Raw genomic sequence first — 16,914 nt, forward strand, 5'->3', positions numbered from 1 at the left:
CCCCTCAGACGATCGGCTCGTGCACGGTCACCAGCTTGGTGCCGTCCGGGAAGGTGGCCTCGACCTGCACGTCGTGGACCATCTCGGGGATGCCGTCCATGACGTCCGCGCGGGTCAGCACGGTGCGGCCGGACGCCATCAGCTCCGCGACGGTGCGGCCGTCCCGGGCCCCCTCCAGGACGTGGGCGGTGATCAGCGCGATCGCCTCGGGGTGGTTGAGCCGCAGCCCGCGGGCGCGCCGCCGTCCGGCCACATCGGCCGCCACATGGATCAGCAGCCGTTCCTGCTCATGGGGGGTCAACTGCACAGCCGCACCTCGCCGTCCTCGGATCCCGCGACCGTAGAGCGGCCGTGGGTCGGGACGGTTTCCGGCGTGTGTAGCGGCTGTTACGGACGGTGGTCCCCGGCTGACGGACCGCGGTGCTCGGCGGCGATGCCGAACCTGCGGCGTTCGCCCGTGGCGGACGCGCGGCTGCCGACGGCCGACACGGTGCTGATCACCTGCGCCTCCGCGGGCGCGTCGAGATCGCGGAGTCGCTGCAGGTCAGCAGCGGAAACCAGGGCGACCAGGGGTTTGCCGTGGCGGGTCAGCACCACCTGCTCGCCGCCGTAGACGACGCGGTTGATGAGGTCGGCGAGCTCGGCACGCGCTTGTGTCACCGGGACGTCATGGGTCATGCTCCCCATCATAACGGGACGTACGTCCTGTACATTTTTTACAGACGGAGGTGCACGCGATGTTCCGACCCACCGCCCGCTACGTGCTGCCGGAGTTCACCGAGCGCAGCAGCAACGGTGTACGCACCATGGACCCGTACTCCAAGCTGCTCCAGGAGCGGATCGTCTTCCTCGGCACCCAGATCGACGACACCTCGGCGAACGACGTGATGGCCCAGCTCATCCACCTGGAGAGCGCCGCGCCCGAGCAGGACATCCACCTGTACGTCAACTCGCCGGGCGGGTCCTTCTCCGCGATGACCGCGATCTACGACACGATGCAGTTCGTCACCTGCGATGTGGCGACCGTCTGCATCGGCCAGGCGGCGTCGGCCGCCGCGGTGCTGCTCGCCGCGGGAGCGCCGGGCAAGCGGATGATCACCCCCGGTGCGCGGATCCTGATCCACCAGCCCTCGCTGAGCGAGGCGATCCAGGGCGACACCTCCGACCTGGAGATCCAGGCCAAGGAACTGCTCCGCACCCGCGAGCAGTTGGAGACACTGCTGGTCCGGCACACCGGGCAGGACGCGGAGCGCATCACGGCCGACATCGAACGGGACAAGGTGTTCGACGCCGAATCGGCGGTCGCCTACGGCCTGGTGGACCAGCTGACCACCAGCAGGAAGTCCAACACCACCCCGTACGGCCTGCGGTGACCCGACGTGGTGCCGGAGCTGCCACCCCTGCCCGCCCTCACCCGCTCCGAGGGTGAGCTGGTCGACTGCTATCTGGAGGTCGTCGATCTGCTGGGGAAGATCAACCCCAGCCGCACGACGGACACTTACCGGGCGCTGCGCGCCGCGCAGGCGCTGGTGGGACGGGCCGCGGCTCTCAAGGAAGCGCTGACCACGATGCACCTGCGCGGCGAGACCGAACTCCATCACGCCACGCTGGGCCGGGCGCTGCGGGTCCTGGACGGTGAACGCCGGTCCGCACTCGCCACGGTGACGCCGGATCCGGGAGCGCCGCCGACGCACTGACACGCCGAGACCCGGCCCGATGACGGCCGTTCGGCCCCGACACGCCCGACACGGTGACGGATTCGCTCAGTCCATTGGGCGTATCCAACAGGGTTTGTCAATTCGGTGCTGAATTGCGCATGTCGGCTGGACCCGCCGGCAAGCCGCTTCATCGGGCCAGGTCAGAGCGACGGACGCGGCGTCAGCGGACATGCTCCGGAGCCGCGTTCACTCGGATAGGTGAAACGTGACGAGGCTCACATAGCGCGTTTTCAGTCACACATCGCACCGTTTCGTGCGTAACCATCCGTGGTGACGACAAGCCCCCGTCGCCGTGACGGGGCGGTCCGTGCGGACGCCCAATCCTGCCGCCGCACGGATGCCAGGTCGACACGAGTGCACGCGGCAGGAGCGGAGGACCCAGCACGACGGGGCGGCACCGGACCGGATCCGGACCGCCTCTTGGGGTGAAGCCGCAGGTCAGCGGCCGGGCATTCTTCGCCTGCTCGAACCCGACAGGTCATCCTTCGCAGGCTGACGACGAAGGGTTGCGCATGCTCGCGCTCCACCACATGAACGTCCATCCCGTGTCCGCACGGCTCTCCCGGTTCGGGGCGGCGTCCGTGCTCACCGCGGCGGCCGTCGCCGCACCCGCCCTGATCCCCGGCGCCCTCCCGTCCGCGCAGGCCGCCTCGCTGTCCACCCTGGCCCTGGACATCGCCGCCTCGAAGCAGGGCGCCCCGTACCAGTGGGGGGCGACCGGCCCCTACCGGTTCGACTGCTCGGGGCTGACCCAGTACTCGTTCAAGCGTGCGGGCAAGACCCTGCCCCGCACCGCCGCCGCCCAGTACAACAGCACCCGGCACATCAGCGCCTCCGCGCGCCGCGCCGGTGACCTGGTGTTCTTCCACGCCGGCTCCTCGGCCTCGTCGGTGTACCACGTCGGCATCTACGCCGGCGACGGCCGCATCTGGCACGCGCCGAGGACCGGCGCCTCGGTCCGCCTGGAGCGGATCTGGACCAGCCGCGTCTGGTACGGCCGCGTCAGGTGAGCAGCTCCGGCTCACTGGGGCCAGGACCGCTCGACGACCTCCTCGCCTTCCTCCTCGGCGGCCGCCCCGGCGTCTTCCCGGACGTCGCGGCGCGCCACAGGCCCGCGGGCGGGAGCGCGACCGGGGCCGGGGACGGTCCCTGCGACGGGTCCGCCGTCATACCGCCAGCGCCCGGCCCCAACCGCGGGCCACCCGCCAGCAGGCCACCGCACCGCATGCGGCGCCGACGGCGAGCAGCACGGCAGCACCCCGGAGGGTGGGACCCGTGTCGCCCGCCGCGGCGTGCCTCAGGGTCTGGGCCGCCCAGTACCCGGGAGAGGCCGGGCTGACCGCGCGCAGCCACCCCGGCAGCAGGTCCAGCGGGACCAGGGCGCCGCCGAGGGTGGTCAGGAACAGCGCGCCGATGTCGAATGCGGCGCTCAACTGGCCGTAGCTGCGCACCAGCACGCCGGCCGCGGTCCCCAGGCCCAGCAGCGCCAGCCCCCAGGCGCCGCAGGCGACCACCAGCAGTCCCGGTGCGGCCACCGGCATCCCGAACGCCACGATGCCGAAGCCGAGCACCACGGCCTGCTGCACCACGAGCACGCCCAGGACCGGCACGGCCTTGCCCACGAGGAGTTCCACCGGCCGCACCGGGGTGGCGCGCAACCGGTCCCACGTGCGCCACATGCGCTCGGACAGGATCGAGCCGCCGACGATGGACAGGGCCAGCAGCGAGAACGTCACCAGCGACCCGACCACGGCCTGGGCGGTCCCGCCCGGCCCCTGCGCCTGCTCGTACAGCGGCCGCGTGGCCGTCAGCAGCATGAGGGGCATCACCATCCGCCCGGCGAGCGGCCCTGGTTCGTGCAGCAGCACGGTCGTGTTGTGCCGGATCAGGACGCCGGTGCGGTGCAGGGCGTCGCGGGTGCGGCCGGGCTCGGTCAGCCGGCCGGATCCCGGCGCGCCGGCGGCCGCCACGGTTCCGCCCGGTCGGACGTCGAGGTGCATCTGAGGCTCCTTCAGGTGTGCGCGCGTCACAGGGAGTCGGGTGGGACCGCGGCGGATCGGCGGATCGGCGCGGCAGGGCGGCCGTGCGCCCGCCGCTTCCCCGCGATGCGGGCCTGCGGCCCGGAAGCAGGCCGGAGAGGGGGCCGGTCAGGCCACCCGGGCCGCAGACCCGGCGGCCCCGGCGCCGGAGGTCTCCGCGCCCGCCGTGCTCTGCGGGCCCTCCGCGGCCAGCGACCGGTACAGGTCCAGGTCGGGGCGGCGCACGTCGACACTGACCGGGGCGCAGCCCGCGGCGAGCAGTTCGGCGAGGTCCGCCGGCGGGTTGCGGGTGGCGATCCGCAGCCCGTGCGGCCCCTCCTCGCGGGTCCGCCGGTCCAATTCCGGCGACAGCACCGGACGCGCTCCCGCCGGATCCAGGCTGATCCGGATCTCCCCGGGCAGGTCGGCGGTGAGCCCGGCGCGGTCCCCTCTGGCCACCACCCTGCCGCGTCTGACGACCGCCAACGTGGCGTCCAGGTCGACCAGTTCGGGCAGGTAGTGGGTGGTGTAGAGGACGGCCGCGCCGGCCGAGGCGCGGGCCCGCACCGCGGCCAGCAGCGCCTGCCGCGTCTCGGGGTCGGCACCCGCCGTCGGCTCGTCGAGCAGCAGGACGCGCGGTGTGGCGACCATGGCGGCCGCGGCCTGGGCGCGCCGCCGCTGACCGCCGGAGAGCACCGCGCACCTGCGGTCCAGCACCTCCCCGAGCATCAGCTCCTCCGCCACGCCCTCGACCGACCGCCGGGCGGCGGCCCGGCGCAGCCCGGCGAGCCCGGCGAAGAGCTGGAGGTGCTCGCGGACGGTGACGGTCGGGTAGAGGGCGAGTTCCTGCGGCGCGACGCCGAGCAGAGCCCGTGCGGCGCGCGGGTGTTCACGGGCGTCGATGCCGCAGACCCGCACGGTTCCCGCTTCGGGCCTCACCAGCCCGGTGACGACCTCGACGAACGTGGACTTGCCGGCGCCGTTGTGCCCGATCAGCCCGGTGATCTCACCGGGGCCCACCTCCAGGCTGAAGCCGTCCAGCGCCCGGCGCTCGCCGTAGCGCATCACCAGCCCCTCGGCCGAGAGCATCGGCCACCACCCCCATAAAGTTGATCTACACCGTATAGATCTACAGTGTAGAGGCATGAGCGGGAAACGGGAAGAGATTCTGGACGCCGCCGTGGCGATCGCCGACGAGCGCGGCCTGGCCGGGGTGTCCATGCGGTCGGTCGCACAGGCCGTCGGCGTCACGCCCATGGCGCTGTATCCGCACGTCGGGGACAAGGCCGGACTGCTCGACGCGATGCTCGGCCGGCTGCTCGGCATGGTCTTCCAGACCGCGCCGGCGCTGTCCGTCGTCACCGACTGGCGTGAGCGCGTGCGGTTGTTCGCACGGACCGCGCGGACGCTGGCGCAGGGCCACCCCTGGGTGACGGGGCTGCTGTTCTCCCGTCCCGCCGTGACGCCCGACGCGGTGACCACCGTCGACCTGCTCTATCTGGCGCTGCTGGACGCCGGCGTGCCGAAGTCCCAAGTGCCGCGCCTGGAGCGGCTGGTGAGTACCTACATGCTCGGCTGGATCGCGTCGGAGGCGGGCGGCAGGTTCGGGCCCGGCACCCTCGACCCGCGCGGGCGCCGCGGCCGGCTCCCCGACGGTGCGCTGCCCGGACACGACGCGGTGATGCCGTGGCTGGCCCAACCGGTCGACTGGGACGCCGAGTTCGACCGGGACCTCGACGACCTGGTGATGATGATCGAGACGCTGGCGGCGAGGGGGCAGGAATGACGTCCGGCACCTCCACCCGCCTGGCGGGCATACTCGCGCGCGCCGCCCGCGGCACCTTCCCCCCGCCCGACGGCTCGGTGACCTTCCTCCCCCAGCCCTCCGAGCGGGACGCGGGAGTGATCGCCTTCACCGCGCACACCGTGGTGTTCACCGACGCCGACCACGCCGAACTCGCGGCGCTGCTGCCGCCGGACGACCTCGGCGCCCCGCTGTGCCCGCCGTTCCTCTCGGAGCTCACCGCGCGCACCGGGCGGGAAGTCGTCAACGTCGACCTGCTGACCGTGGCCGACCCGCTGCCGGGGCCGCCACCCCTCGACCTGCGCGAGACGAAGGACCGCGGGCACCCGCGCATCCTCCGCGCCCTGCGGCACCGCGACGAGGTGCGCGCCTGGACGGTGCCCGGCGGCACGCTGGTGATCGGGCGCGGCGTGGCCGGGCGCTGGGAGACCGCGCTGGAGGTCGATCCTGCCGCCCGCGGCAAGGGCCTGGGCCGCGCGCTCGCCGCTGCGGCCCGGCACCTGGTGCCCGGCGGCGCGCCGCTGTGGGCGCAGGTCGCGCCCGGAAACGCGGCCAGCGTACGGGCGTTGCTGTCGGCCGGCTTCGCGCCCGTGGGGGCGGAGGCGCTGATGGTGCGTCCGCACGGTGCGGCACGGACACCCGGCTGACGGAACGCCGGTGCGGCGGCCCGGCCCGGCGTCAGGCCACGGTGACGGCCCAGGGGATCGTGATCCAGACCGTCTTGCCGCCGTCCGCGGTCGGCGTCACCTCGAGCCGGCCGCCGGACTCCTGGGTGAGGTGGCGCACGATCACCATGCCCCGGCCGTTGTCCTGCTGGACGGCGGCCGGTTGCCGCTGGGGGCGGCGCGGGTGGCTGTCGGTGACGCCGATGTACAGCTGCTCGGAGCGTTCCAGGCGGACGTCGACGGTGAAGGTCGGCGAGAGCCCGGACGTGTGCAGCACCGCGTTGGTGGCCAGCTCCGAGACGATGAGCCGGACCGCGTCCGCCGCTTCGTCGCCCGGTGGCATGCCCCAGTCGGCGAGGAGGCCGCAGACGTAGCGGCGGGCCGTCGTGACCGACGCCGGGTCGCTCGGCAGCGTGACGGATGCTTCCTGAAGATCTGCCATGGCGCCGCCGTTCCCTTTCCCGCCCTGACCTCCCTCCGACGCGGGACCCGGGGCCGCGCGGCGGGCAGGCCGCCACCGCGACGCGACGGGTTCGCGCCAGAGTGACACCAATCGTGCCGCTCCTCCGGTCGCTCCACAGCTGTCTGCATATATCTGTCGCTCGAACCAGTGAACCGCGCTACCCGGATGCGCCCGCGATGGGCAGACTGGACTGACGCATGCCGCCCGGCGGACAGCCCGGAGTGCAGGAGGCGCCTGACCCCATGGAACGAGTTCCGGCCGTGCGCCGGCGGCGTCTCGGCGAGGAGCTGCGGCGGCTGCGCGACCTTTCGGGCCTCACCAGCGGCGAGGCCGCGCTGCGGGCCGGCTGGCACCAGTCGAAGGTCAGCCGCATCGAGACCGCCCGCAGCACCGTCACCGTCGCGGACGTCGGCGTGCTGCTGGACGTCTACGCGGTACGCGACCGGCGGGTGCGGGACCTGCTGACGATGCTCGCCGGGCGGGCCCACCGGCGCGGCTGGTGGCACGAGTTCCGCGAGGTACTCCCGGTGGAGTACCGGGACTTCATCACCCTGGAGACCGGCGCGGGCCGGATCCTTTCGCTGGAGAACAGCGTGGTGCCCGGGCTGCTGCAGACCCCCGCCTACGCCCGCGCGCTGACCGCGGGCGTGATGCCGCAGCTCGCCGCGGACGAGGTCGCCGCGCTGGCCGAGGTGCGCACGGCGCGGCAGTCGGTGCTGCGGCAGGACCCACCGCCGCGGCTCGAAGCGGTGCTGGACGAGGCGGTGTTGCGGCGGGACGTGGGCGGCCCCGAGGTGATGGACGGTCAGCTGGCGCACCTGGAGGAGGCCGCCCGGCTGCCCCATGTCCGGTTGCAGGTCGTGCCGTTCGGCGCCGGCGGGCACCCGGGCGTGACCAACTCCTTCGTCATCTTCGTGTTTCCGCAGATGCCCGAACTTGATGTTGTGGTGGTCGACCATCTGACCGGTAGTCTCCACGTCGATCGCACAGAGGACGTCGCGGCCTACACCGCGGCGTTCACCGGCCTGCGCGCCCGTGCGCTTCCATGCGAGGAGTCCGCGGCCCTGATCGCCGGGATCCGCGCCGGGTCGGCACGGTAGCGCTCCCGCATCGAGGAGGCATCATGACGACCGCCGGTCTGACGTGGCGGCGCAGCAGTCACAGCACCGCGGCCAACAACTGCGTGGAGACCGCCCTGCTGGATCCCGGGCGGCTCGCCGTCCGCGACTCCAAGGACCCGCAGGGCCCTGCGCTGCAGTTCACGGCGGACGCCTGGACGGACTTCGTACGGGCGCTGTCGGACGGATCCGGTGCGGCGGGCGGCCTGCGCCCGCGCTGAGCACCCCTCCCGCCCGGTACGGGACGGCGGCGCCGCGCGTGACATCCAGCCGCGCGGCGCCGCCGGTGCGTACGGGGGCGCCGCCGGGCCCGCCGCTCAACCGCGCGGCGCGGTGCGGACGATGGTGGCGACGGCGCGGTCCACCTCCGCGCCGGTCAGGTCGCAGCGCGCCGTCAGCCGCAGCCGCGAGATGCCGTCCGGGACGGACGGCGGCCGGAAGCAGCCGACGGCCAGGCCCTCCTCGCGGCAGCGGGCGGCCCACGCGACGGCGTCCTCGGGCGAGGGCGCGCGCACCGACACCACGCAGGCGTCGGGCGCCGTCGCGTCGAGCCCGGTCGCGACGAGCCTGCGGTGGAAGTCGCGCGCGACGGCCCGCGCCCGCCCCGCACGCTCCGGTTCCCGCCGCAGCACCCGCAGCGCCCCGAGGGCGGCACCCGCGGCGGCCGGGGCCAGCCCGGTGTCGAAGATGAACGTGCGGGCCGCGTTGACCAGGTGCTCGATGACCGCGGCCGGCCCCAGCACCACGCCGCCCTGCGCGCCGAGCGACTTGGAGAGCGTCGCCGTGCACACCACGTCGGGCGCCCCGGCGAGGCCCGCCGCGTCCAGCGCGCCGCGCCCGCCGTCACCCAGGACGCCGAGCCCGTGCGCGTCGTCCACCAGCAGCCCTGCCCCGAACTCCCGGCCGACGGCTGCCAGTTCGCCGAGCCGAGCGGCATCCCCGTCCACCGAGAACACCGAGTCGCTCACCACGAGGGCGGGGCCGTCGTGCCCGGACAGGGCCTTGCGCACCGCGTCGGGATCGGCGTGCGGGACGACCTCGGTGGCCGCCCGGGACAGCCGGCAACCGTCGATCAGCGAGGCGTGGTTGGCCGCGTCGGAGACCAGGAGCCCGCCGCCCGCGGTGAGCGCGGTGACCGCGGCCAGGTTCGCGGCGTAGCCGGACGCGAACACCAGGGCGGCCTCGGCGCCGGTGAAGTCGGCGAGTTCCGCCTCCAGTTCGGCGTGCAGGGCGGTGCTGCCGGTGACCAGGCGGGAGCCGGTGGAGCCGGCCCCCCAGCGCAGGCACGCCTCGGCGCCGGCGCGCGTCACCTCGGGGTGCCGGGTGAGTCCCAGGTAGTCGTTGCCGGCCAGGTCGAGCAGCGCCGAGTCCGCGCCGCGCGGGCGCAGTTGGCGGCGCAGTCCGGCGCGGCGGCGGACCGCGTCCTGCTCGGTGAGCCAGGCGAAGGGGCCGGGCCCGGATCGGTGCGCGGCCGGCGGCGTGCTGTTCACGGCGGTCCCTCGGGTCGGTGGGCGGCGGTCGGAGGCGGTGACGGCTGGGGGGCGCATGCTCGGTGTGGCGACTTCTGCGTTGCGGCTTCGGTGACGGCTTCGATGTGGCGACTTCGGTGACGGCTTCGGTGCTGCGGCCTCGGAAGGGCGCGCGGCGGCCTCGGACACCGCCGCCCACCCGGTGGCGGTCGGCGGGCCGCGGCCGTTCGGCGGTGGCCGGTCGCTGCCGCCGGTGGCAGTTCCCGGTGCGCGCCGAAGTGCGCCCTGAAGCAACGTACTGGCTGGCGACACCTCTACAGGGTGTGGTGATGCACACACCCGCGGCCACCGGTCTTGTGCGGTCCGCCATTGGCCCGGGGTGCCCGGATGGGACAGGATCGCCCGTATGGATCTGCTGACCACTCTCGTGGACAAGGGGCTGCGACGCGAGCTGCCCACCAGGGACGAGGCGCTCGCCGTCCTGGCGACCCCGGACGACGAACTGCTCGACGTGGTGGCCGCGGCAGGCCGCGTGCGCCGCCAGTGGTTCGGGCGCCGGGTCAAGCTGAACTACCTGGTGAACCTCAAGTCGGGGCTGTGTCCCGAGGACTGCTCGTACTGCTCCCAGCGGCTCGGCTCGACGGCCGGCATCCTCAAGTACACCTGGCTGAAGCCGGACGAGGCGGCCGCCGCCGCGACTGCCGGGGTGTCCGGCGGCGCCAAGCGGGTCTGCCTGGTGGCCAGCGGGCGCGGGCCCACCGACCGGGACGTGGACCGGGTCTCGCAGACCATCGCGGCGATCAAGGAGCAGAACGAGGGCGTCGAGGTGTGCGCGTGCCTCGGCCTGCTCTCCGGCGGCCAGGCCGAGCGGCTGCGCGCGGCCGGCGCGGACGCGTACAACCACAACCTCAACACGTCCGAGGGAACTTACGGGGACATCACCACCACCCACACGTACGCCGATCGGGTGGACACGGTGCAGCAGGCTCAGGCCGCCGGGCTCTCGGCGTGCTCGGGCCTGATCGCGGGCATGGGCGAGACCGACGCGGACCTGGTGGACGTGGTGTTCAGCCTGCGCGCGCTCGACCCCGACTCGGTGCCGGTGAACTTCCTGATCCCGTTCGAGGGCACGCCGCTGGCCAAGGAGTGGAACCTCACGCCGCAGCGCTGCCTGCGGATCCTGGCGATGGTGCGGTTCGTCTGCCCGGACGTGGAGGTCCGGCTCGCCGGCGGCCGCGAGGTCCACCTGCGCACGCTGCAGCCGCTGGCCCTGCACCTGGCCAACTCCATCTTCCTCGGCGACTACCTGACGAGCGAGGGCCAGGCAGGCCAGGCCGACCTCGACATGATCGCCGACGCCGGCTTCGAGGTGGAGGGCGCGGGCACCACCACGCTTCCCCGCCACCGGGCCGACGCCGCCGCCGGGTGCGGCTCCCCCGCCGGCTCCTGCGGCACGCACGGCGGTTCGCCCGAGGCGCACGAGGGCGGGTGCGGTGCGCACGAAGGGGGTTGCGGTACGTGCGCGGCGCCCCCGGAACCGGCCGGCGCGTCCGCCTCCCCGGCCGCGACTTCCGGAACCTCCGCAACCTCCGCAACCTCCGCGACGGAAACCGCGGTGGAGCCCGCCGCCGTCCCCGCCGCGGCACCGGCTGCGGCTCCTGCCGGCCCGGCCCGCACCGACCTGGTCGCCGTGCGGCGGCGCGGCGCGGGCACGGACCTCCCGCCCAATGCCTGACCCGCGCACCGAGCCGGCCGGCGGCGCCCGGCCGCTCGCGCCTAAGGCCCTGCTCGATCTGGACCGGCGGCACGTCTGGCACCCCTACGGCCCGATGCCCGGCCGCCAGGAGCCGCTGGTCGTGGACTCGGCCTCGGGGGTGCGGCTGCGGCTGGCCGCACCCGCCGAGGGGCAGCACGAACTGGTGGACGGCATGTCGTCGTGGTGGTCGGCCATCCACGGCTACCGCCACCCGGTGCTCGACGCGGCGGCCCGCGACCAGCTCGACCGGATGAGCCATGTGATGTTCGGCGGGCTCACCCACGAGCCCGCGGTCCGGCTCGCCGCGCGCCTCGTGGAGATCACGCCCGAGCCGCTGCAGCACGTCTTCCTGGCCGACTCCGGCTCGGTGTCGGTCGAGGTCGCGCTCAAGATGTGCCTGCAGTACTGGCGTTCGCTGGGCCGGCCGGAGAAGCACCGCCTGCTGACCTGGCGCGGCGGCTACCACGGCGACACCTGGCAGCCGATGGCGGTGTGCGACCCGGACGGCGGGATGCACCACCTGTGGTCGGGGCTGCTGCCCCGCCAGGTCTTCGCCGACAGCCCGCCGCCGGGCGTCGACGCCGAGCCGGACCCGGCCTATGCCGCGCATCTGCGGGAGCTGATCGGCCGTCACGCGCACGAGCTGGCGGCGGTCGTCGTGGAGCCGGTCGTGCAGGGCGCGGGCGGCATGTCCTTCCACTCCCCCGGGTACCTGCGGGTGCTGCGGGAGGCGTGCGACGCGCACGACGTCCTGCTGGTGTTCGACGAGATCGCCACCGGCTTCGGCCGCACCGGGCGGCTGTTCGCCGCCGAGCACGCCGGTGTCGCACCGGACGTGATGTGCGTCGGGAAGGCGCTGACCGGCGGCTATCTGACGATGGCGGCCGCCCTGTGCACGTCCCGGGTCGCCGACGGCATCTCGCGCGGCGAGGTGCCGGTGCTGGCCCACGGCCCCACCTTCATGGGCAACCCGCTGGCCGCCGCGGTCGCCTGCGCCTCCATCGACCTGCTGCTCGGCCAGGACTGGCCGCTGGAGGTCAAGCGGATCGAGACCGGCCTGCGCGAGGGGCTGGCGGACGCGGCCCAGCTCCCGGGCGTCCGCGACGTGCGCGTACTCGGCGCGATCGGCGTCGTGCAGCTGGACCGTCCCGTCGACATGGCGGCGGCCACCCGTGCCGCGGTCAGGGCCGGCGTCTGGCTCCGCCCGTTCCGCGACCTGATCTATACGATGCCGCCCTATGTCACCTCCGACGCCGACGTGGCCCGCATCTGCGCGGCCGTCCGCGCCGCCGCGCAGGCCGGCTGAGGGGCGCCAGCCCCGGCGGGCCGCGGACGTTCGAGGAACTTCGAGGAAGGGAGAGACCCATGGCCATCGTGGTCGTCACCGGGACCGGGACCGAGGTGGGCAAGACCGTGGCGACGGCAGCCGTGGCGGCGGCGTCGCTCGCCCAGGGGCTGAGCGTCGCCGTGCTCAAGCCCGCGCAGACGGGCGTGGCGCAGGACGAGCCGGGGGACGCGGCCGAGGTGGCCAGGCTGGCCGGCGCGGTGACGGCCGTCGAGCTCGCGCGCTACCCCGAGCCGCTGGCGCCGGCGACGGCAGCCGCCAGGGCGGGGCTGCCGCCGGTCGGGCCGACGGACATCGCCGAGGCCGCCGCCAAGCTGTCCGCCGTCCACGACGTGGTGCTGGTCGAGGGCGCGGGCGGCCTGCTCGTCCGGTACGACCAGGAGGGCTCGACGCTGGCCGACGCGGCGGCGCTGCTGCACGCGGGCGTGCTGCTGGTCGCCCCGGCGGGACTCGGCACCCTGAACGCGACCGCGCTGACCGCCGAGGCGCTCCGGGCGCGCAAGCTGCCCTGCCTCGGCCTGATCATCGGCAGCTGGCCGGCGGAACCCGACCTCGCCGAGCGGTGCAACATCGCCGACCTGCCGGTGGCGGCGTCCGCGCCGCTGCTGGGCGCGCTCCCGGAGAAGGCGGGCACCCGGGAACCCGAGGCGTTCCGCACGTCGGCGCCGGACTGGCTGGCCCCGCAGCTCGGCGGCGTCTGGGACGCGGAGGCGTTCTCCCGCGTGTACGCGCCGGCGCCCCGCGCCTCCTAGGAAGCGCCCGCCGACCCGCCGGCACCCCTGCCGGCCCGCCCGTGCCGGCCCGCCCGTGTCCGCGCGGGCCGGCGCGGTTGTCCGCACCTCCCCGACCGCACCGACGCGACCGCACCGCCGGAACCGCACCGCCCGGGCGCGTCGCGTCGCCGTGCCCCGGATGCCACCCGCGTCAGCGGGTCAGTGCGTCCAGCCACGCAGCTCCTCCGCGATCCGGTCCACGCCGGCGTGACCGTCCTTCACCAGCCGGGCCAGGTCCCGTACCTGCTCCGGGGTGGTGGTGACCTTGAGGCCGCCGGCCACCAGGTAGGCGTAGGCGACGGCGGTCGCGAACAGCGCGTTGGAGCGTTCGAGCGCGGGGACGTGGACCAGCAGCTGCAGCAGCGCCGCGGCCCGCGCGGGGGCGTCGCCGTAGACGGGGCGGCCGAAGATCTCGGCCTCGTGCCTGCTGACCGCGGCCACCAGCGCGCCCCAGTCCGTGACCTGCGGGTCCCCCGGGGTGTTGTGCTCGGCCACCATCAGCAGCCAGGCCAGGTCGATCCTGAGCGTCAACGGATGCCGTCTTCCCTGGCCTCGAACTCCTCGGCGAAGACCGCCTCGTACTTCTTCATGAACTCCGCCGCGGCCTCGACGAACGCGCGGCCGTTCTCCCCTTCGTCCTGCCGGACGAGTTCCTCGATGTAGCGGTTCACGCTGATGCCGCGCTGCGAGGCGCGTTCCCGCGCCGTCTCGGCCGTGGCTTCGTCCACCCTCACGTTCAACTGGGTCTTCGCCATACGACAAAGCTAGCGCCGTAGCGCTAGTAGCGGCAAGGGCGGGTGTCTCGGATCGCGGAAATGTCCGAGCGGGCCGCGCCGGGCCTGATGGGATGCGGGGCATGAGCGATCTCCACATCCGCCCGGCCGGCCTCGCCGACGTCCCGGCCGTCCTGGCGTTCTGGCAGGTGGCGGCCGAGGGCATCAGCATCAGCGACGACGAGGCCGGCGTCGCCCGGCTGATCGCGCGCGATCCGCAGGCACTGCTGCTGGCCGAGCGGGACGGCACGCTGGTCGGCAGCGTCGTCGCCGGCTTCGACGGGTGGCGCTGCCACCTCTACCGGCTCGCGGTGCACCCGGAGGCCCGCCGCCAGGGCGTCGCCCGGTCCCTGCTCGACGCGGCGGAGGAGCGGTTCGCGGCGCTCGGCGGCCGGCGCGGCGACGCGATGGTGCTGGAGCGCAACGAGCGCGCGCAGCACGCCTGGCAGGCCGCGGGGTACGCCCGCGAGGAGCAGTGGCGGCGCTGGACCAAGCCGCTGACGGCCGGCTGACGCAGCGGCGGGCCGCGCGGCCGGCGGCTGCCGTCCGGGCGCCGCGGCCCCGCGGTCGTGCGTCCCGGGCGGACTTGGCCGATCATGGGACCGAGGTGTCCCGATGACCGAAGCGCTCCTGCTGGTGCCGGCCCTGCTGCTCACCTTCGCCTCCGGCGTGTTCGTCGCGGCGGAGTTCTCGCTGACCACGGTCGACCGCGGTGAGCTGGAACGGGCCGCGCAGCGCGGGGAGCGCGGCGCCTCGGCCGCGCTGGCGGCCGTCCGTACGCTGACCGTCCAGCTGTCGGGTGCCCAGCTCGGCATCACCGCCGCCGGCCTGATCATCGGCATGCTCGCCCGCTCCTCGATCGCCGAACTGCTGCGCGGGCCGCTGCGCGCGGCCGGGCTGCCGGCCTCCGGCGCGTCGTCCCTGGCCCTGGTGCTGGGGACGGCGCTGTCGACGGTGGTGCTGATGGTCGTCGGGGAGCTGGTGCCGAAGAACTGGGCGATCGCCCGGCCGCTGCCGGTGGCGAAGGCCGTCGCGCCGCCGCAGCGGGCGTTCACCGCCGCGTTCGGCCTGCTGATCCGCCACCTGAACAACACCGCCAACCGGGTGCTGCGCTGGATGGGCCTGGAGCCGATCGAGGAGCTGGCGTCCGCCCGCGGACCCAAGGAGCTGGTCGCGCTGGCCCGGCACTCGGCGAAGGAGGGTGCACTGGAACCGGACACGGCCGAGCTGTTCGTCCGCACCCTGACGCTCGGCGACCTGACCGCGGAGAACGTGATGACGCCCCGCGTGCAGGTCACCGCGCTGGAGGCGCAGGCGACGGCGGAGGACGTCGCCAACGCCACCCGGGCCACCGGCCTGTCCCGGTTCCCGGTCTACCGCGAGAGCCTGGACCAGGTCGTCGGCACCGTCCACATCAAGGACGTGCTGGCCGTGCCGGCCCGCCGCCGCCATCGGCTGCCGGTGACCGAACTGCTGCGCGAGCCGCTGCTGGTGCCCGAGTCGCTCACCGTGGACCGGCTGCTCGACCAGCTGTCGGGCCGCCGGACGATGGCCGTGGTGATCGACGAGTACGGCGGCACCGCCGGGGTGGTGACGCTGGAGGACATCGTCGAGGAGGTCGTCGGCGAGGTCCGCGACGAGCACGACCCGCAGGAGCTGCCGGACCTGCTGTTCCTGCGCACCGACCCCGAGGGGCGGCGGATCTACGACGCGGACGGCGCGACGCGCACCGAGGACCAGCTGGAGCGGATCGGACTGCACGTGCCGGACGGCCCGTACGAGACGCTGGCCGGCCTGCTGGCGCAGCAGCTGGGCCGGATCCCGGAGCGCGGCGACACCGTGGAGGTCGGCGGCTGGCGGATCGAGGTGACCGAGGCGCACGGGCGGCGGGCGGCCCGCGCCCGGCTGATGTCGCCGCCGGCCGCGGGCGAGGGGGGTGGGCAGGCCGGATGACCGTCCTGCAGCTGCTGATCGGCGCCCTCACGCTGGTGGTGAACGCCTTCTTCGTGGGCGGCGAGTTCGCGATGATCTCGGTGCGCCGCAGCCAGATCGAGCCGCGGCACGAGGCCGGCGACCGGCGGGCCGGACCGGTGCTGTGGGGCCTGGAGCACCTGGCACCGCTGCTGGCGACCGCGCAGCTGGGCATCACCGCCTGCACCCTGGTCCTCGGCATCGTCGCCGAGCCGGCCATCGCGCATCTGCTGGAGCCGCTGTTCCACGCCACGCACGTGCCCGAGGGCGCGGTGCACCCGGTCTCGTTCGTCATCGCGCTGGTGGTCGCCACCTATCTGCACATGCTCGTCGGCGAGATGGTGCCCAAGAACGTGGTCCTGGCGGAGCCGGTGCGGGCCGCGATGCTGCTCGGCCCGCCGATGGTGGCCCTGACCCGGGCGCTGCGCCCGCTGATCTTCGCGGTGAACGGGCTGGCCAACGCCGGGCTGCGGCTGCTGCGGGTCGAGCCCCGCTCGGAGGTGGTGGCGGCGTTCTCCGACGACGACCTGGAGCGGATGGTGGTGGACGCGGGTGCCGCGGGACTGCTCGACGAGCGCGCGACGGGACGGCTGCGGGACGCCCTGGAGCTGGGCCGGCGGCCGGTCGGGGAGATCGTGATGCCGCCGGACCGCGTGGTGCGGGCCCCGCTGGGCATCACCCCCGAGGGCCTGGAGGCGCTCGGCGCGCGGTCGGGCTTCTCGCGCTTCCCGGTGGCCGACGACGAGGGGCGGGTGCTGGGCTATCTGCACGTCAAGGACGCGCTGGACGCGGAGCCGCGGGACGCGCCGTTCCCGCGGTCCGCGCTGCGTCCCATCACCCGTGTCGGCGCGGCCACCCCGCTCGACGACGTGCTCACCGCGATGCGCGCCGGCCGGGCCCATCTGGCCGCGGTGGTGGACGACGAGGGCCGCGGCATGGGCCTGGTGACGATGGAGGACGTGCTCAAGGAGCTGGTCGGGCGGCAGCAGAACGGCGGAAGCCAGGCCTAGGCCGCCGCACGCGGCACCGCGCGGCAGCGGC

The 16,914-nt window shown here is 74.5% G+C and carries 21 protein-coding genes and 1 riboswitch; of the genes, 13 read left to right on the forward strand and 8 right to left on the reverse strand.

Annotated elements, in window-relative coordinates; genetic code table 11:
* Window positions 1–4 precede the first annotated feature (4 nt).
* Both ACH4TG_RS13805 and ACH4TG_RS13810 read right to left on the reverse strand, forming a co-directional pair.
* Entirely contained in the window at window positions 5–307 is a 303-nt protein-coding gene (locus ACH4TG_RS13805) for an urease subunit gamma (protein WP_398242427.1), read from the reverse strand.
* A gap of 80 nt (window positions 308–387) precedes the next feature.
* On the reverse strand, window positions 388–678 hold the full coding sequence (locus tag ACH4TG_RS13810) for a type II toxin-antitoxin system Phd/YefM family antitoxin (protein WP_398242428.1): 291 nt from the start codon (window positions 676–678) through the stop codon (window positions 388–390).
* Between the two features lie 59 nt (window positions 679–737).
* Between ACH4TG_RS13810 and ACH4TG_RS13815 the strand changes: the two genes are divergently transcribed.
* From ACH4TG_RS13815 to ACH4TG_RS13825, 3 genes are all read left to right on the forward strand, one after another.
* Entirely contained in the window at window positions 738–1,373 is a 636-nt protein-coding gene (locus ACH4TG_RS13815; RefSeq protein WP_398242429.1) for an ATP-dependent Clp protease proteolytic subunit, read from the forward strand.
* Between the two features lie 6 nt (window positions 1,374–1,379).
* On the forward strand, window positions 1,380–1,697 hold the full coding sequence (locus ACH4TG_RS13820) for a hypothetical protein (protein ID WP_398242430.1): 318 nt from the start codon (window positions 1,380–1,382) through the stop codon (window positions 1,695–1,697).
* A gap of 354 nt (window positions 1,698–2,051) precedes the next feature.
* A riboswitch (cyclic di-AMP (ydaO/yuaA leader) is annotated at window positions 2,052–2,227 on the forward strand.
* 3 nt (window positions 2,228–2,230) lie between these two features.
* A complete protein-coding gene (locus ACH4TG_RS13825) occupies window positions 2,231–2,728 on the forward strand; it encodes a C40 family peptidase (RefSeq protein WP_398242431.1) in 498 nt (165 codons plus the stop codon).
* Between the two features lie 156 nt (window positions 2,729–2,884).
* Here ACH4TG_RS13825 and ACH4TG_RS13830 read toward each other — a convergent pair whose 3' ends face one another.
* A complete protein-coding gene (locus ACH4TG_RS13830; protein ID WP_398242432.1) occupies window positions 2,885–3,718 on the reverse strand; it encodes an ABC transporter permease in 834 nt (277 codons plus the stop codon).
* Between the two features lie 147 nt (window positions 3,719–3,865).
* Entirely contained in the window at window positions 3,866–4,825 is a 960-nt protein-coding gene (locus ACH4TG_RS13835) for an ABC transporter ATP-binding protein (protein WP_398242433.1), read from the reverse strand.
* A gap of 55 nt (window positions 4,826–4,880) precedes the next feature.
* On the opposite strand from ACH4TG_RS13835, the gene ACH4TG_RS13840 reads away from it, so the two are divergent.
* Window positions 4,881–5,522, forward strand: a complete 642-nt coding sequence (locus ACH4TG_RS13840) for a TetR/AcrR family transcriptional regulator (protein WP_398242434.1) — start codon at window positions 4,881–4,883, stop codon at window positions 5,520–5,522.
* Window positions 5,519–6,187: a GNAT family N-acetyltransferase gene (locus ACH4TG_RS13845; RefSeq protein ID WP_398242435.1), complete on the forward strand. Its 669-nt coding sequence runs from the start codon at window positions 5,519–5,521 to the stop codon at window positions 6,185–6,187. The genes ACH4TG_RS13840 and ACH4TG_RS13845 overlap by 4 nt, the downstream gene beginning before the upstream one ends.
* Before the next feature lie 31 nt (window positions 6,188–6,218).
* On the opposite strand, the gene ACH4TG_RS13850 is transcribed toward ACH4TG_RS13845, so the two are convergent.
* Complete coding sequence (locus ACH4TG_RS13850) at window positions 6,219–6,647, reverse strand: ATP-binding protein (RefSeq protein WP_398242436.1); 429 nt, start codon at window positions 6,645–6,647, stop codon at window positions 6,219–6,221.
* A 263-nt stretch (window positions 6,648–6,910) separates the two neighbouring features.
* Between ACH4TG_RS13850 and ACH4TG_RS13855 the strand changes: the two genes are divergently transcribed.
* Window positions 6,911–7,768, forward strand: a complete 858-nt coding sequence (locus ACH4TG_RS13855) for a DUF5753 domain-containing protein (protein ID WP_398242437.1) — start codon at window positions 6,911–6,913, stop codon at window positions 7,766–7,768.
* Window positions 7,769–7,791: 23 nt separating this feature from the next.
* On the forward strand, window positions 7,792–8,007 hold the full coding sequence (locus ACH4TG_RS13860) for a DUF397 domain-containing protein (protein ID WP_398242438.1): 216 nt from the start codon (window positions 7,792–7,794) through the stop codon (window positions 8,005–8,007).
* 96 nt (window positions 8,008–8,103) lie between these two features.
* Here the strand turns inward: ACH4TG_RS13860 and ACH4TG_RS13865 are convergent, their stop codons facing one another.
* On the reverse strand, window positions 8,104–9,276 hold the full coding sequence (locus ACH4TG_RS13865; RefSeq protein WP_398242439.1) for an 8-amino-7-oxononanoate synthase: 1,173 nt from the start codon (window positions 9,274–9,276) through the stop codon (window positions 8,104–8,106).
* Window positions 9,277–9,661: 385 nt separating this feature from the next.
* On the opposite strand from ACH4TG_RS13865, the gene bioB reads away from it, so the two are divergent.
* Genes bioB through bioD form a run of 3 tightly spaced genes read left to right on the forward strand, consistent with a single transcriptional unit; the run spans window position 9,662 to window position 13,108 of the window.
* Window positions 9,662–10,990: a biotin synthase BioB gene (bioB, locus tag ACH4TG_RS13870; protein WP_398242440.1), complete on the forward strand. Its 1,329-nt coding sequence runs from the start codon at window positions 9,662–9,664 to the stop codon at window positions 10,988–10,990.
* Window positions 10,983–12,317 carry an adenosylmethionine--8-amino-7-oxononanoate transaminase gene (locus ACH4TG_RS13875; RefSeq protein ID WP_398242441.1) on the forward strand — a complete coding sequence of 445 codons (1,335 nt, stop codon included), beginning with the start codon at window positions 10,983–10,985 and terminating at the stop codon, window positions 12,315–12,317. The genes bioB and ACH4TG_RS13875 overlap by 8 nt, the downstream gene beginning before the upstream one ends.
* Window positions 12,318–12,376: 59 nt before the next feature.
* The gene (gene bioD / locus ACH4TG_RS13880; protein WP_398242442.1) at window positions 12,377–13,108 is read left to right on the forward strand and encodes a dethiobiotin synthase; all 732 of its coding nucleotides are present in this window, start codon (window positions 12,377–12,379) and stop codon (window positions 13,106–13,108) included.
* A 180-nt stretch (window positions 13,109–13,288) separates the two neighbouring features.
* Here the strand turns inward: bioD and ACH4TG_RS13885 are convergent, their stop codons facing one another.
* A complete protein-coding gene (locus ACH4TG_RS13885) occupies window positions 13,289–13,660 on the reverse strand; it encodes a fic family toxin-antitoxin system, toxin component (protein WP_398242443.1) in 372 nt (123 codons plus the stop codon).
* On the reverse strand, window positions 13,657–13,884 hold the full coding sequence (locus tag ACH4TG_RS13890) for an antitoxin (protein ID WP_398242444.1): 228 nt from the start codon (window positions 13,882–13,884) through the stop codon (window positions 13,657–13,659). The genes ACH4TG_RS13885 and ACH4TG_RS13890 overlap by 4 nt, the downstream gene beginning before the upstream one ends.
* 101 nt (window positions 13,885–13,985) lie before the next feature.
* On the opposite strand from ACH4TG_RS13890, the gene ACH4TG_RS13895 reads away from it, so the two are divergent.
* From ACH4TG_RS13895 to ACH4TG_RS13905, 3 genes are all read left to right on the forward strand, one after another.
* Window positions 13,986–14,414 carry a GNAT family N-acetyltransferase gene (locus ACH4TG_RS13895; protein ID WP_398242445.1) on the forward strand — a complete coding sequence of 143 codons (429 nt, stop codon included), beginning with the start codon at window positions 13,986–13,988 and terminating at the stop codon, window positions 14,412–14,414.
* Between the two features lie 103 nt (window positions 14,415–14,517).
* Window positions 14,518–15,855 (forward strand): hemolysin family protein, encoded by a 1,338-nt coding sequence (locus ACH4TG_RS13900; protein WP_398242446.1) that lies wholly within the window; start codon window positions 14,518–14,520, stop codon window positions 15,853–15,855.
* Entirely contained in the window at window positions 15,852–16,883 is a 1,032-nt protein-coding gene (locus tag ACH4TG_RS13905) for a hemolysin family protein (protein WP_398242447.1), read from the forward strand. The genes ACH4TG_RS13900 and ACH4TG_RS13905 overlap by 4 nt, the downstream gene beginning before the upstream one ends.
* The last annotated feature ends 31 nt before the right edge of the window (window positions 16,884–16,914 follow it).

The sequence above is a fragment of the Streptomyces sp. NPDC020917 genome (assembly GCF_044333795.1).
Classification (GTDB): Bacteria; Actinomycetota; Actinomycetes; order Streptomycetales; family Streptomycetaceae; genus Actinacidiphila.

What these genes read in the sequence shown, in the direction of transcription:
- ACH4TG_RS13810 (WP_398242428.1), bottom strand. Translation starts at nt 678, where the DNA reads ATGACCCATGACGTCCCGGTGACACAAGCGCGTGCCGAGCTCGCCGAC.
- ACH4TG_RS13815 (WP_398242429.1), top strand. Translation starts at nt 738, where the DNA reads ATGTTCCGACCCACCGCCCGCTACGTGCTGCCGGAGTTCACCGAGCGC.
- ACH4TG_RS13825 (WP_398242431.1), top strand. Translation starts at nt 2,231, where the DNA reads ATGCTCGCGCTCCACCACATGAACGTCCATCCCGTGTCCGCACGGCTC.
- ACH4TG_RS13830 (WP_398242432.1), bottom strand. Translation starts at nt 3,718, where the DNA reads ATGCACCTCGACGTCCGACCGGGCGGAACCGTGGCGGCCGCCGGCGCG.
- ACH4TG_RS13835 (WP_398242433.1), bottom strand. Translation starts at nt 4,825, where the DNA reads ATGCTCTCGGCCGAGGGGCTGGTGATGCGCTACGGCGAGCGCCGGGCG.
- ACH4TG_RS13840 (WP_398242434.1), top strand. Translation starts at nt 4,881, where the DNA reads ATGAGCGGGAAACGGGAAGAGATTCTGGACGCCGCCGTGGCGATCGCC.
- ACH4TG_RS13845 (WP_398242435.1), top strand. Translation starts at nt 5,519, where the DNA reads ATGACGTCCGGCACCTCCACCCGCCTGGCGGGCATACTCGCGCGCGCC.
- ACH4TG_RS13850 (WP_398242436.1), bottom strand. Translation starts at nt 6,647, where the DNA reads ATGGCAGATCTTCAGGAAGCATCCGTCACGCTGCCGAGCGACCCGGCG.
- ACH4TG_RS13855 (WP_398242437.1), top strand. Translation starts at nt 6,911, where the DNA reads ATGGAACGAGTTCCGGCCGTGCGCCGGCGGCGTCTCGGCGAGGAGCTG.
- ACH4TG_RS13860 (WP_398242438.1), top strand. Translation starts at nt 7,792, where the DNA reads ATGACGACCGCCGGTCTGACGTGGCGGCGCAGCAGTCACAGCACCGCG.
- bioB (WP_398242440.1), top strand. Translation starts at nt 9,662, where the DNA reads ATGGATCTGCTGACCACTCTCGTGGACAAGGGGCTGCGACGCGAGCTG.
- ACH4TG_RS13875 (WP_398242441.1), top strand. Translation starts at nt 10,983, where the DNA reads ATGCCTGACCCGCGCACCGAGCCGGCCGGCGGCGCCCGGCCGCTCGCG.
- bioD (WP_398242442.1), top strand. Translation starts at nt 12,377, where the DNA reads ATGGCCATCGTGGTCGTCACCGGGACCGGGACCGAGGTGGGCAAGACC.
- ACH4TG_RS13890 (WP_398242444.1), bottom strand. Translation starts at nt 13,884, where the DNA reads ATGGCGAAGACCCAGTTGAACGTGAGGGTGGACGAAGCCACGGCCGAG.
- ACH4TG_RS13895 (WP_398242445.1), top strand. Translation starts at nt 13,986, where the DNA reads ATGAGCGATCTCCACATCCGCCCGGCCGGCCTCGCCGACGTCCCGGCC.
- ACH4TG_RS13900 (WP_398242446.1), top strand. Translation starts at nt 14,518, where the DNA reads ATGACCGAAGCGCTCCTGCTGGTGCCGGCCCTGCTGCTCACCTTCGCC.
- ACH4TG_RS13905 (WP_398242447.1), top strand. Translation starts at nt 15,852, where the DNA reads ATGACCGTCCTGCAGCTGCTGATCGGCGCCCTCACGCTGGTGGTGAAC.